This is a genomic window from Aminobacterium mobile DSM 12262 (assembly GCF_000526395.1).
Taxonomy (GTDB): domain Bacteria; phylum Synergistota; class Synergistia; order Synergistales; family Aminobacteriaceae; genus Aminobacterium; species Aminobacterium mobile.
Genome location: NZ_JAFZ01000002.1, coordinates 85,881 through 99,124, shown reverse-complemented (window position 1 = coordinate 99,124; position 13,244 = coordinate 85,881). Strand labels below are relative to the sequence as shown.

Genomic DNA, 13,244 nt, shown 5'->3' with positions numbered 1-13,244 from the left:
AGTGTCGATCATAATAGTATTCCTTTTGTGGATTGAAGACTGTCTGTAGATGTTACGGCGTCTTTCATTGCCCGCCCTATACCTTTAAAAAGAGCCTCCGTGCCATGATGACTATTATCTACAGCCAACAAACGTCCATGGATTGTCATGCGGCTTTCCCTGCAAAATGCCTTCCAAAATTCAGGAACTAACTCAAGATCAAAATCTCCACATGTGGCTGTAGGGAAAGTTCCATCCCAAAAGAATTGTCCCCGCCCACTAATGTCTACTGCTACAAGAGCAAGGGAGCCATCCATAGGCATAGCGCACCAGCCGTAACGATGTATAGTTTGTCCTTCCAGCTCTTTCAGAAAAGCCCTGCCGAGAAGAATTCCTATATCCTCCGTAAGATGGTGGGCATCTACTTTGAGGTCTCCAGTGGCTTTGATAATAGCCCCAATGTTGCTATGAAAGAGAAAAAGATGGATCATATGACGAAGGAAGCCGCAGGGTATATCTAGAGTCCACGTATCTCCTGGGATAGATATACATAGAGAAACGGATGTTTCTCTGCTTTGCCGCTCTAGTTCAGTGCTCATATGACGTTTCTCCTTTCGGTGTTGTTATGGTCTTAAGAAGAGCCATTGTTTGTTGCCACTTTAAAGAGACACTTTGCCGGCTTGCTATAAGCCGAAGAGAGACGGGCGCTATTTCCTTAAGTACTACTAGTTTATTGGCTATAAGCGTGTCTCCTGTCTGAACAATGTCGAGAATACAGTCGCTCATGCCGAGAGTTGGCGCAAGTTCTATGGATCCGTGAAGGTGAATTATTTCTACCTGGACGCCCATTTCTGAAAAGTAAGAGTCAGCTATATGGGGATATTTTGTAGCAACTTTGAGCCACATTAGCTCTGATGGGTGTCCAGAAAAGAGAACTCTTAATTTTTGAGGTCCGGCTATAACGATCCGACACTGTCCACGCCCTGTGTCTGCTAGTTCTACGTAATCCACAGTACATTCTCTGAGTACATCGCTTCCCGCAAGAGCAATATCAGCAACCCCGTGGCTTACATAAAGAGGAACATCTGAAGGTTTAGACAGTATGTAACGGAAATCCCCTTCTTGAACAACTAATTGACGTCCAGTTTCTCTCAATTTTGCTACTGGGAGCCCCATCTCTTCACAAAAATCTATAGCATTTCTCATGACGCGGCCTGTTGGTAAAGCTATTGTGAGCATGGTATCTCCCCCCTCTTCCATAGTGTAAGGGGCGTTTTTTTGTGTGTTTTCAGGTTCGTTACCTCTTCTGTTGCCAGATTGATCCACCATTCATAGCCTCTTTCTTTAGCTGAATCATAAGATTGCTTCTCATTATTATTCCAGCTTATTTCTCCTCTTATGCCACGTTTGAATATGGCTGAAGCACGCTTTAATGCAGACTCTGGCGGAAGAAGTGCGCTCCATATCATGGCGGAACGGGGCGTTGAGAAATGATGAGATAGAGTGGCTATTTCTTCCAGGTCAACGGCGAAGCCAATTGCTTGGCCCCCTAGCCCATATTCTGCAAGGAGCCCATCATAGCGACCGCCTCCACCTATCAGAGGACCAGATGGGCAGGCATAGATATGAAAGACTGGACCGCTATAATAATGAAGCTCTCGAATTAGACTCAGATCTAATGTAATTCTCTCGGCATATCCAAGATCATCAAGAGTGTGAAATATTTTCCGTAGAGGAGCCAAATGTTGCGACGAACCGATGAGACTGTCTCCTCTATTTAGAATGCCTTCCCCCCCTTTCAGATGGGGAAGATGTTTCAGAATGTTATAGCTATATTCTGGAATGTCATATGTAGAGAGAGCCTTTTCATACGCTACGAGATTCCCCTCCTGAAGGTATGTTGAAAGGCGCTCTGCCACCGTAGCCTTTACGTTGGTCAGAGCGTACTGAAGAAAGGTTACATCGCCAATAACAAGAACACTCTGATCAAGTCCTATCCCGTCGAGCCATTGCAATAAGAGCCAGAGTATCTCTATGTCGGCGCCCTCTCCCTCCCACCCCAAAAGCTCGGCGCCTATCTGGAAGCTTTCTATACGGTTCTCATGCCTTTCGGGTCTCTTAAAAATACGATCAGCATAACAAAGGCGTAAAGGTTGCTGTCCGGGGGCATAGTGAGAAGCGAAATAAGCGACTGCCGCTAAAGTTAAATCGGCTTTTAGGCAGCATGGTTCCCCGTAGGGTGTGTTGAGAGCAATAAGTCGACGACGAAAAGGGAGCGGAAGATGTGGCCAAGCCGATTCCAGAAGTTGTAGAACTGATGGCCAGAAAGGTTCATACCCAAAAGGAGCAAAGAGGTCCATAAAAACTTTTCTGCAGCGATCCATAGAAATAGCTACAGAGCCCCCTACATTGATACAGCCTCGTGGTAGACGATTCATGGACGGTTCCTCCGTAAAGCCATAGACAGACTATGGGCGGCGAGTCCCTCAATATGGGCCAGGTTCATGCCGTCTTCCGCTAAAAGTTCTGCCCCGTTCCTATCAATATGTAGTGAGGTCATGGGGCGTAAGAAGGTACCGGTCCAGAGCCCTCCTGCATAACGGGCCCTGTTGCTGGTTGGGAGAGTATGATTTGTCCCGGCAATATAGTCTCCAAAGGGAACAGGTGTCCAGTTTCCTAGAAAAGCAGCACCATAGGATGTGCATGCCCCTAAAACATTCTCTGGAGTATCTACACAAAGCTGAAGATGTTCGGGGGCGAGTTTATTACATTCGATAATAGCTTCTTTTAAAGAGCATACAGCGATGGTTCCATTTGTTTCCCAAGCCTGTTTTGCAATATTTGCCGTAGGAAGGGTTTCTAATAATTTATTCAATTTTTTAAGTGTTTGTATTGCGATATCTTCATCGGTACAGAGAAGAGTGCTAGTGGCCATAGGATCGTGTTCAGACTGAGCGGCAATATCGGCAGCTAGCCAGAGAGGGTGCGCTGTATTATCAGCAATAATAAGAACCTCACTTGGGCCAGCCAGTCCATCTATTCCTACAATGCCAGATAGAATTCGCTTAGCTTCAGTAACATAGGCATTTCCAGGGCCAACGATCATGTCGACTTTTTTGATAGGGCCTGCTCCTGTAGCCATAGCAGCAACACCATGAGCTCCACCAAGAGCCCATACTTCTTTTATGCCCAGCAAGGCGGCAGTAGCCGCAATTACTGGAGCCAGTTTTCCCTCTTTTGTAGGTGGGGAAAACAAGACCACTTCCTGGACCCCTGCTTCCTGAGCGGGAACAATACCCATAATAGCAGTGCTCGGGAGAGGGTATCGTCCAGCTGGGGTATATATGGCGGCCCGTCGGACTGGCAAAAAACGTAAGCTTGCCGTGACCCCTTTTTCGATTGGGCACAATATGGGTTGGAACATTTCTTTTTGTCGTTTATGAAAAATCCTCACATTTGTGATAGCTCGTTCCAGGGCGCTGCGAATAGAGGAGGGAAGAGAGGATAGGGCCTGGTTCGTTTCTTCTTGGGAGACGTAAAAAGACCCTTTATAATTATCGAAATCGCGGGCATATTCTTTCACAGCAGGCCAACCTTCCTCTTGCACCCGCATAACAATATTTTGTGTAACGTGCTGAAAGGTGTTGTTCCCATCGCAAGAAACTACTTGAGGTTGTTTTATATAGCGCATGTATGCCATCCTTTATCGTGATAAAATGATAATGTGATAATTAATTTGAATGGCATGTTATCATGATCTTCTATATCTGTAAAGTATCGACATGTAAAAAAAATAAGGATACAATTTAGTCACTTCTATGAGAGGGACGATGAAATGGCGAAAAAAGATGGTGGAGCACGATATGTATGTTCCAATTGCGGGAATGTAAGTCTTACATGGGTAGGACGGTGTTCTGCTTGTGGCATGTGGGGAACGTACGTTAAAGAGGAGATGGAGGGGCTAGGGAAGGGGAGTTCTCGTACGTCACCTGCAGCGGCAATGAATATTATTGACGTGCAACCGCCAGCCCGTATTCCTTCAGGAATTTTAGAGCTTGATCGTGTTCTAGGAGGAGGATGGGTGCCAGGAGGGGTGGCGCTTCTTGGCGGACAGCCGGGAATAGGTAAATCTACTTTGCTTTTGCAGGTGTGCGGAGCTATGGCTGACCAGGGGAAACGCGTGCTTTATATCTCAGGGGAGGAATCTGCTTCTCAAGTGGCTCTTAGAGCCAAACGTCTTCATGCTGTGAATAAAAATGTGGATCTTTTTTGTGATAGTGATGTGGAAACGGCTCTTTCCCACATAGAAGACCATCAATTAATAGTACTTGATAGTGTACAGGCCATGAAAGATCCAGAAGAGTCTGGCTGGCCGGGCACACCCTCTCAGGTCCGAACTGTGGCGCAACGGTGCATAGATTGCGCTAAAGGAGTACATGTTCCTTTTGTGATGGTAGGGCATATTACGAAAGAAGGGCGTATTGCCGGTCCTATGTTATTGGAGCATATGGTAGATGTAGTTCTCCTTTTTTCTGGTGATGATGTGTCGGCGTATCGTATGCTTCGAGGAACAAAGAATAGATACGGGAATACCGATGAGCTTGGAATTTTTGAAATGACGGAGCAAGGCCTCGTGGCTGTAGATGACCCCAGCGGGTTGTATTGGAATAAGGCAGATGTTTCTGTGCCTGGAGTAGCGATGACGGTGGTTATGGAAGGATCAGTTCCTTTTGTGGCGGAAATTCAGGGATTGGCGAACGCTACGAGTTTCCCATACCCAAGACGAACGGCGAGGGGCATAGATATTAATAAGGTTCATCTTCTTGTAGCTGTGCTCGAAAGACGAGGTGGTATTCCCAGCAGTTCTTTTGATATATATATGAATGTAACTGGTGGTTTGGTTATAAAGGATCCCGGAGCTGATCTAGCAGTAGCAGTAGCATTGGCATCCTCTGTTTGTGACAGATCATTGCCAGCGGATTGTTGTTTTCTGGGTGAGGTTGGATTGGCAGGTGAAATTCGTCCCGTAGGTCGCATTGGAACAAGGTTGCGAGAGGCTGCGCGACTTGGATTTAAAAGAGCGATAGTAAGCGCACAGCAGAAGGGAGAATATCCTCACGAAATGGATATTTGTGCGGTGAGAACTTTGCGAGATGTTCTGAAGGAGGTTATGCCGTGAGACTCTGGAAGCAGTGGCAGTTGGCAAAGGGAGTTGGAACGTGGCTGCGGGCCTTGTTTTTGTTCGTTTTTATGACCACTGTTTTAAATGCTTCAACTGTCTCTGGCAGTATTGTTGTTATAGCTCCACTGGAAGGAACAGTAGGAATTTCCATGGAATCATATATGGGTCGTATTATGGAAGAATCACTGCAAAGTCAGGCCGAAGCGGTTGTTTTTACTCTTGATACGCCAGGTGGACTTGTCTCATCAATGAGAGCTATGACAGCTTCTCTTCTTGATGCTCCTCTTCCTGTAGTGATATGGGTTTCTCCTAAAGGGGCACGAGCTGCTTCGGCAGGGGCGTTCCTTTTAGAAGCTGCCCATATAGCAGCTATGGCGCCAGGGACTAATGTGGGGGCGGCTCATCCAGTAGTGGCTTCTGGCAAGGATGTTCCCGATGAAGAGATGAAGCGAAAAGTGACAAATGATTTAGCCGCTCATATGAGATCTTTAGCTCAAATGCGGAAGCGAAATTCCTCTATTGCTGAGAAAATGGTGACGGAAAGTCTCTCCTTTACGGCTCAAGAGGCTTTGAAGAGCAATATAATAGATGTCATTGCGAGTGACGAGGAAGAGTTATTACGCTTTATTGATGGACGTCCTGTGGTTGTTCAGGGGAGAGAGCGTTTGCTATCGGTCTCAGGAGCTACTATAGTAAAAATAGACATGACTCCTCGGGAAAAAATGCTTCAGTTCCTTTCTGACCCTAATGTGGCGTATATCCTTTTAACGGCAGGTATTTTTGCTATTGTTATGGAAGTTTTGACTCCGGGAGGATTTGTGTTGGGAACATCTGGAGCTGTAATGGCTCTTATGGGGGCTTATGGCCTTCGAATGCTTCCCTTTAATTGGGCAGGGCTTATTCTGCTACTAGCGGGAGTTATAGTGATTATTCTTGACCTTCTCGTAGGTGGGATCGGTATTTTGAGTTTGTTCGGAATGGCAGCTCTCGTGACGGGAGGGCTAATTCTTTTCCGTGCTCCAGGGGGTGAGCTATTGAATGTATCGCGAAGCGTTATTGTGGGAATGACAGTAGCCATCTCTTTTTTATTCTGTGTTGCCGTAGTATATATTTGGAAATCTATGAGGAGACAGCCCTATTCTGGCCAGGAAGGACTTGTTGGGTATAGGGCGGAAGTTCTTGAAGCATTGGAACCGGATGGATTGGTTAAGTGCCATGGGGAGCTTTGGAAGGCGCGAAGCGAATCTGGGGAAAGACTTTTGCCAGGTACGCCAGTTCGGGTTGTTGAAGTAGAGGGCTTGGTTCTTGTCGTGGCTGTAGAACGGGAAGAATCTGTTCTGAACGAAAGAGAGGGGAGTTAAATATGATGGATGGTCTTTTATATTTCCTTTTTAATCTAGGCAGCTCTTTTGGGTTTATCATTATTCTTCTTTTTTTCTTGGCATCGGCAATTAAGATAGTCCCAGAATTTCAGCGAGTTGTCGTCTTTCGTCTTGGTAGACTAGCGGGGGCAAAAGGGCCAGGTTTGGTTATAGTGATACCATTTGTCGATAAGATTATAAGAGTAGACCTTCGAGTGGTCACTCTTGATGTTCCAGTACAGGAAGTTATTACTCGAGATAATGTTCCTATCAAGGTGAATGCAGTTGTCTACTTCAGGGTTATGGATCCAACTAACTCTGTTATTGAAGTGGAAAATTACATGCTGGCTACGAGTCTTTTGTCTCAGACCACTCTTCGCTCGGTAATTGGTGCTGCGGAACTAGATGAGGTTCTTTCGTCCAGAGAGAAGATCAATAGCGCTCTCCAGAAAATTATTGATGAGAGGACAGATCCGTGGGGAATCAAAGTAAGCGCTGTGGAAGTGAAAGAACTTGAATTGCCTGAGGCCATGAAACGAGCGATGGCGAAACAAGCAGAAGCAGAGCGAGAGCGGCGGTCAAAGATTATTAATGCAGAGGGAGAATTGCAGGCAGCTACAACTTTGAGCGAAGCTGCTCGCCAGATGGAGGTCTCTCCCATAACATTACAACTCCGTTATTTGCAAACATTGAAAGAAATTGCCAGCGAGAGGAATTCTACGACGTTTTTCCCGCTCCCTATGGATTTGATAAAACCGTTCCTTAGACGTGCAAAAGAGGAAGATCCTTCGTAAGAATTTTTGCACATTTTAAGTCTGAGGGATATAATCCCTAAATACGATTTCATGTATTGAGTGCAAGGAGGCAGATGCATGGCTTATGATTTCCATTCTATTGAGCAAAAATGGCAAAAAATATGGGAGGAAGAAGGAACGTTTAACGTAGAAAACGATCCTTCCAAAAAGAAGTTTTATTGTCTTGAGATGTTCCCTTACCCTAGCGGTGCTCTTCATATGGGGCACCTCCGCAATTATTCCATTGGTGATATGATGGCTCGATTCCTATGGAAGAAAGGGTACAATGTTTTACATCCTATGGGGTTTGATGCCTTCGGCCTCCCTGCAGAAAACGCAGCCCTAAAATATGGCCTTCCACCGTATACGTGGACGAAGAACAATATTGAACACATGATCGATCAGTTGAAACGGATGGGCTGCAGCTATGACTGGCGACGATGTGTAGAGACATGCGAACCTGATTATTATCGCTGGACGCAATGGATTTTCCTTCAGTTTTTTAAGAAGGGGTTGGCGTACCGGAAGAAGGCACCGGTAAATTGGTGTAACAAATGTAATACAGTATTGGCGAATGAGCAGGTAGATAGCGAAGGACACTGTTGGCGTTGTAATACGAAAGTCGTGAAGAAAAATCTTGAGCAGTGGTTTTTCCGCATTACAGATTATGCGCAGGAACTTCTTGACGATCTGGACCATCTTCCTGGCTGGCCGGAACGAGTGCGTCTAATGCAGAAAAATTGGATTGGGCGTTCAGAGGGAGCTCGTCTTACTTTCCATGCGAAAGAACTTGACCAGCAAATCGAGACCTTTACTACTCGATTTGACACGATTTTTGGCGTTACGTTCCTGGCGTTGGCTCCTGAACATCCTCTTGTAGAAACTATTATAGAGAAAGCGTCTAATGGATCTGAGATTAGGGCTTTTGTAGACGAGTGTATTAGCCAGAGCGAAATAGACCGAACGGCTGTAGGTGGAGAGAAGAAGGGAATTTTTACAGGTTTCTATGCCACTAATCCGGTAACTGGCAAAGAAGCTCCCTTGTGGATTGCGAACTATATTTTGATGGATTACGGTACGGGAGCAATTATGGGAGTTCCGGCCCATGATCAGCGAGACTTCGAGTTCGCCAGAAAGTATAATATTCCAGTGACAGTCGTTATTCAGCCCTCTGATGGAGAGAAGCTAGACGGGGAAACAATGAAAGAGGCTTTCGAAGAGGACGGATTATCTTTTAACTCTGGCGAGTTTAGTGGCTTGCCTACTCAAGAAGCTATTGTTCGTATGCTCGACTGGGGCGAGGAGAAGAAGTTCTGCAAACGCGAGGTGAACTTCCGTATTCGAGATTGGCTTATCTCCCGTCAACGTTATTGGGGTGCTCCTATTCCTGTGGTGTATTGCGATCATTGTGGAGTTGTTCCTGTGCCGGAAAAAGACCTTCCAGTCTTGCTGCCTACAGATCTGACGGTTAAAGAAGGCGGTCAGTCTCCTTTGGTAGAAGCCGACGAGTGGCGTAATACGGTTTGCCCTATATGCGGAGGCCCTGCTCGTCGTGAGGTAGATACCATGGATACTTTTATATGTTCTTCATGGTATCAGCTTCGTTATACTGACCCATGGAATGATAAGAAACCCTTTTCTCGGGAAGCCGCTGATTATTGGTTGCCAGTGGATCAATATATTGGTGGTATAGAGCATGCCTGTATGCACCTCATCTATTCTCGATTCTTTATGAAGGTTTTTGCCGATCTTGGTTTGTGCACGGCACGGGAACCTTTTACCAACCTTCTTACTCAAGGGATGGTCATTAAAGATGGGGCAAAAATGTCGAAATCCATAGGGAATGTTGTAGATCCTGATGAAATTATTAAAAAATACGGTTCTGATACGGCTCGGCTCTTTATTCTCTTTGCGGCTCCTCCTGGAAATGATCTGGAGTGGTCTGAGCAAGGCGTAGAAGGAAACCACCGATTCCTCAACAGAGTTTGGCGTTATGTAGAAGAAAACCTCGAAGGGTTAAAAAATGCTTCTAAAGAGCCAGTGGCTATGGAGAGTTTAACCCAGCAGGATCGTCGCGATTTCAAAAGGAAAATTCATACGACTATTGCTGGTGTAACGCGAGACATAGAAGAGGAACGACAGTTTAATACAGCTGTTGCTCGGCTCATGGAACTTTTAAATACTACTTCGTCATGTAAACCAGAAGACGCTAAAGATTGGGCTCTTATCAGAGAAGGAGTAGAGGCATTGCTGGTTTGCCTTAACCCTTTCTGCCCTCATATTAGTGAAGAACTCTGGCAGCTTGTCGGCAATGATGTACAGCTGTCCATGCTCCCCTGGCCCCAAGCTGATCCTTCTGCCCTTGTTCTGGATTCAGTCACCATAGTAGTCCAGATAAATGGCAAAGTTCGCCATAGATTAGATTTGCCTGCTGGCCTTTCAAAAGAAGAATTGCAAAACAAGGTTATGGGCGAAGAGGCGGTACGAAGTCGAATAGAGGGAAAGGGCGTAGTGAAGATTATTGTTGTTCCAGATAAGCTTGTTAATGTGGTGGTGAAGGGCTAGTGCCCCATATGGTGATAATTAGCGCCTCTGAGGCTTCTCAGAGGCGCCTTCTTTCCGAAACAATAGAAAGGTATCAAAAAAAAGGATTCATGCTTTCTGGCAGAAAAGAAGGAGGCTTTTGGCAAGATGTCCTAGCCGTAGGACAAAATCAAAGCCTTTTTGTTGATCGACAACTGCTGGTCGTAGAGTCTGCTGAGGATCTGGGTCCCCTCCCTAAAGAAATGATCCCTTTCTTTCAAGGAGATGAGTCATCGACAGTTCTTCTTGTTTACGAAGGGAGCCCTTCTAAATATATTCCTCGAGAGGCTCTTCGATATGCCGCTGTTTTGAAAGCAGATGAAATTCCATTCTGGCCGTCAGCTCGGTTGAACTGGCTTTTGGGGCTTTGTAAGAATGAGGGAATAAAAATAGATCGTGAAGCTGCTTCTTTATTGGTGGAATGGATCGAAGACGGAGAAGAGCTTCGCAGCGAAATAATGAAACTTGGCTTTTTTGCGAAGGGACAGGTTATATCGTCAGAGATTGTCAAAGCTCTTTCTTTCGATGAGGGGCGTAATAGCCTTCTTCGTCTCCTTGATGGATTATGTCAGGGGGATAGAGAAGAGATACTAAAAGCCTTTCCCCACCTGAGAGATAGTATGCCTTTTTTACCTCTAGTGGCAGCCATTTACAACCGATTTCGGCCTGTACTTTATCAAGCCTTTTTCCCATCTTTACCAGAGAAGCAGCTTACGAGCTTTTTGAACATTCGAAATTACGCGTGGAAAATGGCAGCCGAGGCGAAAAAAAATTATTCTAAAGAAGATCTTTCCAGATTTTTGGTGGAACTAATAGCTTTTTCTTACGGGGAAAAAACAGGGTTAGGTAAAGGATGGTTGGGCTTGGAGACGTCCATATTAAGGCTTTTGTCTCAAAAGAGGACCTCTCATAAAAAAAGCTGAGTCTAGGACGTTGATCCCTTACTCAGCTAAAAAACAAAATTTTTATGGGTGGAAGCCTCTTATTCCTGGCTGACTTCAACAACTTCTCCGGCGAGAGTTTTAACCTTGTTGGTTAAAAGCGATTTCCGGCGGGCGCCTGTATTTCGATGCATAACGCCCTTCACTATAGCCTTATCAATAACACTCTGGGCTTCCTGAAGTCGTTTTTCGGCCAGCTCAGTGTCCTGGTCATCAACAGCTTCAAGAACCTTTTTGACTGCGGTTTTGCAGCGGCTTGACCAATAGCGATTGTAAAGCCGGTTCTTTTCGCTGGTTCTCATCCTTTTTTCTGCGGACTTCTTGTTGGGCATTTCCTTCACCTCCTCCCCATAAAACGCACCACATTTTAACACGCTCTTTGATATATTAGCAATAGACTTGTGGTTTCGCCATAGAGAAGAGAGGTTATTCCGATGATTATAGAGAGCCCTATGAATCAGATATTTGCTCCAGGGGGGGTCTTGGAGAAGCATTTTAATAATTATGAATATAGGGAACCGCAATTATTATTAGCCCAAAAAGTCTGGGAAGTATTGGAATCAAGAGAAGAAAGCATTGTAGCGGCAGAGGCTCCTACTGGGGTAGGAAAAACATTTGCACTTCTTATCCCAGCTCTTTTAGCGGCTATCCCTGCTGAGGAGAAGATTTTGGTTCTCACTGCTGGAATTACCTTGCAAGAACAGCTGATTCGAAAAGACCTACCTCGTTTAGGGGAAGTGTTAGGTCTTCATTTTTCTTATGGGCTTCTCAAAGGGAGAAACAATTATGTGTGTCTTCGCCGGGCGTTAGAGATGGAGCATGAAGGGTTCCTTTCTTTCGGAGATAGTGGCGCGGCTTCTATGTACCTTTCCGAGTGGTTACAGAGAACGGAGACTGGCGATCTTTCAGAGCTCAAGCTCCCCTCAGACTCTCCCATTTTCCCCAGGGTATCAGCCCAGATGAGAGGGTGCCTAGGCCATCGATGTCCTTATAGGGAACAGTGTTTTGTCCAAAAGGCTCTTAAAAAGGCCCAAGACTGGAATGTTGTTGTTTCTAATTATCATATGTACTTTGCGTATGTTCTTGGAGTGGGAAAGGCTTTCCCCGTAGATTTCCACATTTTAATCTGTGATGAAGCTCATCGTATGGTAGATGCTGCCCGATCTGTAACTTCTGTAAGCGTTGCTTGGGAAGATCTGGTTCGTTTATTGCGGAGCAAGGGAGCATCGATAGCGGAATCTTATTTACAAACGAGAGAAGAGAATGTAATAACTTTACGAGATCAACTCTCATTAGCCAGAGAGGAGGGGAATCGTCTTTTTGAACTATTGGAAGTATCAACTCCAGATGGCGTGTTAATCCCCTCTAAAAATGACGAGCTTTTTCGTAGTGGGCAACTTGTGGTTTCCCATATAGAAGAGGCTTTGAAAATCTTAGATCAGGTGGACGAATTTAGAGCCGATGAGGGGTTTAACAGAGATGAAGATCAGTTGGCTATAGCTTTAGCTTGGGTAGAAGAGTTGAGGCTTTTTTCTGCTTCTCTTCTTTGGTGCTTGGCTGTTGAGCACTTCCCTGAGTGGGCATACTGGCGTGAAAAACGGACACTCGTAAGTGAGCCGACGGTTTGTTCTGCTAGTGTTTCTGAAGGCCTTCATTCTCAAAACCCGAAAAAAATATTTGCTGTGTCTGCAACGATGACAGTGGGCGGTTCTTTTGAATTCTGGCAGAGAGAAACAGGCATAAAACCAACTGAAACGTGTGTTTTGGATTCTCCTTTCGATTTGCCCCATCAAATGGAAGTTTTAATTGTAGATTTAGGGCTTCGAGTGATTGATGAAGGATATGATGAACGTGTGTGTCGTGTGGTGGGGCATCTTTGTGACGAGAACAGAGGGAGCTCTCTTGTTCTTTTAAGCTCTATGCGTCTCGTCAAAAAAGTAGGGGAGTGGATGAAGCGAGTTAAAAGAGACTACGATGTTTTTGTCCAGAACGATTTGCCTCGTACAGAACTATTGGAACGTTTTAGGGAAGATGTCTCCAGTGTTCTTGTCGGCAGCGTTTCTTTTAGAGAAGGTGTTGATGTTCCGGGAGAAGGGTTAACGCAAGTCATTATCGATCGCATCCCGTTCCCCCATCCCAAAGATCCCATAGTGCAGGCCAGGAACGAATTAGAGGGGAAAAAAGCATTTCTTTCTGTAACTCTTCCTCAAGCTCGTATGCTCCTTCGCCAAGCTATAGGTCGTCTCATTCGTTCCAGTCATGATCGTGGTAGAGCCGTTATTCTCGATGGTCGTGTAATAGATAGGCAGAGCTGGCATATACGTAGAGATTTGCCACCAGTACCTATAAGACGATTATCTGTTAAAACCAATTCTGTTGCTCATGGGAAAACGGTGTGATATAG

At 45.4% G+C, this 13,244-nt stretch carries 11 protein-coding genes; 6 read left to right on the top strand and 5 right to left on the bottom strand.

The window, feature by feature from the left end:
* Positions 1-8: 8 nt before the first annotated feature.
* The 4 genes from K360_RS0107245 to hisD are packed head-to-tail and all read right to left on the bottom strand — an operon-like array spanning position 9 to position 3,670.
* Positions 9-578: an imidazoleglycerol-phosphate dehydratase gene (locus K360_RS0107245; RefSeq protein WP_024822499.1), complete on the bottom strand. Its 570-nt coding sequence runs from the start codon at positions 576-578 to the stop codon at positions 9-11.
* Positions 568-1,218: an ATP phosphoribosyltransferase gene (gene hisG / locus K360_RS0107240; protein WP_024822498.1), complete on the bottom strand. Its 651-nt coding sequence runs from the start codon at positions 1,216-1,218 to the stop codon at positions 568-570. Before hisG ends, K360_RS0107245 begins: the two co-directional genes overlap by 11 nt.
* Positions 1,206-2,417 carry an ATP phosphoribosyltransferase regulatory subunit gene (locus K360_RS0107235; RefSeq protein ID WP_024822497.1) on the bottom strand — a complete coding sequence of 404 codons (1,212 nt, stop codon included), beginning with the start codon at positions 2,415-2,417 and terminating at the stop codon, positions 1,206-1,208. Before K360_RS0107235 ends, hisG begins: the two co-directional genes overlap by 13 nt.
* Positions 2,414-3,670 (bottom strand): histidinol dehydrogenase, encoded by a 1,257-nt coding sequence (gene hisD / locus K360_RS0107230; protein WP_024822496.1) that lies wholly within the window; start codon positions 3,668-3,670, stop codon positions 2,414-2,416. The genes K360_RS0107235 and hisD overlap by 4 nt, the downstream gene beginning before the upstream one ends.
* A gap of 144 nt (positions 3,671-3,814) precedes the next feature.
* On the opposite strand from hisD, the gene radA reads away from it, so the two are divergent.
* The 5 genes from radA to holA all read left to right on the top strand — a co-directional run bounded on the left by radA (position 3,815) and on the right by holA (position 10,822).
* A complete protein-coding gene (radA, locus tag K360_RS0107225; RefSeq protein WP_024822495.1) occupies positions 3,815-5,158 on the top strand; it encodes a DNA repair protein RadA in 1,344 nt (447 codons plus the stop codon).
* A complete protein-coding gene (locus K360_RS0107220; protein WP_024822494.1) occupies positions 5,155-6,522 on the top strand; it encodes an NfeD family protein in 1,368 nt (455 codons plus the stop codon). Before radA ends, K360_RS0107220 begins: the two co-directional genes overlap by 4 nt.
* A gap of 2 nt (positions 6,523-6,524) precedes the next feature.
* Positions 6,525-7,316, top strand: a complete 792-nt coding sequence (locus K360_RS0107215) for a slipin family protein (protein ID WP_024822493.1) — start codon at positions 6,525-6,527, stop codon at positions 7,314-7,316.
* Between the two features lie 78 nt (positions 7,317-7,394).
* Positions 7,395-9,881, top strand: a complete 2,487-nt coding sequence (leuS, locus tag K360_RS0107210) for a leucine--tRNA ligase (protein ID WP_024822492.1) — start codon at positions 7,395-7,397, stop codon at positions 9,879-9,881.
* An 8-nt stretch (positions 9,882-9,889) separates the two neighbouring features.
* Positions 9,890-10,822, top strand: coding sequence for a DNA polymerase III subunit delta (gene holA / locus K360_RS0107205; protein WP_156923379.1), 933 nt, complete (start codon positions 9,890-9,892; stop codon positions 10,820-10,822).
* A gap of 59 nt (positions 10,823-10,881) precedes the next feature.
* Here the strand turns inward: holA and rpsT are convergent, their stop codons facing one another.
* Positions 10,882-11,172: a 30S ribosomal protein S20 gene (gene rpsT, locus K360_RS0107200; RefSeq protein WP_024822490.1), complete on the bottom strand. Its 291-nt coding sequence runs from the start codon at positions 11,170-11,172 to the stop codon at positions 10,882-10,884.
* Positions 11,173-11,274: 102 nt separating this feature from the next.
* On the opposite strand from rpsT, the gene K360_RS0107195 reads away from it, so the two are divergent.
* Entirely contained in the window at positions 11,275-13,239 is a 1,965-nt protein-coding gene (locus tag K360_RS0107195) for an ATP-dependent DNA helicase (protein WP_024822489.1), read from the top strand.
* Positions 13,240-13,244: the final 5 nt, after the last annotated feature.

What these genes read in the sequence shown, in the direction of transcription:
- K360_RS0107215 (WP_024822493.1), top strand. Translation starts at nt 6,525, where the DNA reads ATGATGGATGGTCTTTTATATTTCCTTTTTAATCTAGGCAGCTCTTTT.
- rpsT (WP_024822490.1), bottom strand. Translation starts at nt 11,172, where the DNA reads ATGCCCAACAAGAAGTCCGCAGAAAAAAGGATGAGAACCAGCGAAAAG.
- K360_RS0107195 (WP_024822489.1), top strand. Translation starts at nt 11,275, where the DNA reads ATGATTATAGAGAGCCCTATGAATCAGATATTTGCTCCAGGGGGGGTC.
- holA (WP_156923379.1), top strand. Translation starts at nt 9,890, where the DNA reads ATGGTGATAATTAGCGCCTCTGAGGCTTCTCAGAGGCGCCTTCTTTCC.
- hisG (WP_024822498.1), bottom strand. Translation starts at nt 1,218, where the DNA reads ATGCTCACAATAGCTTTACCAACAGGCCGCGTCATGAGAAATGCTATA.
- K360_RS0107245 (WP_024822499.1), bottom strand. Translation starts at nt 578, where the DNA reads ATGAGCACTGAACTAGAGCGGCAAAGCAGAGAAACATCCGTTTCTCTA.
- radA (WP_024822495.1), top strand. Translation starts at nt 3,815, where the DNA reads ATGGCGAAAAAAGATGGTGGAGCACGATATGTATGTTCCAATTGCGGG.
- hisD (WP_024822496.1), bottom strand. Translation starts at nt 3,670, where the DNA reads ATGCGCTATATAAAACAACCTCAAGTAGTTTCTTGCGATGGGAACAAC.
- leuS (WP_024822492.1), top strand. Translation starts at nt 7,395, where the DNA reads ATGGCTTATGATTTCCATTCTATTGAGCAAAAATGGCAAAAAATATGG.
- K360_RS0107235 (WP_024822497.1), bottom strand. Translation starts at nt 2,417, where the DNA reads ATGAATCGTCTACCACGAGGCTGTATCAATGTAGGGGGCTCTGTAGCT.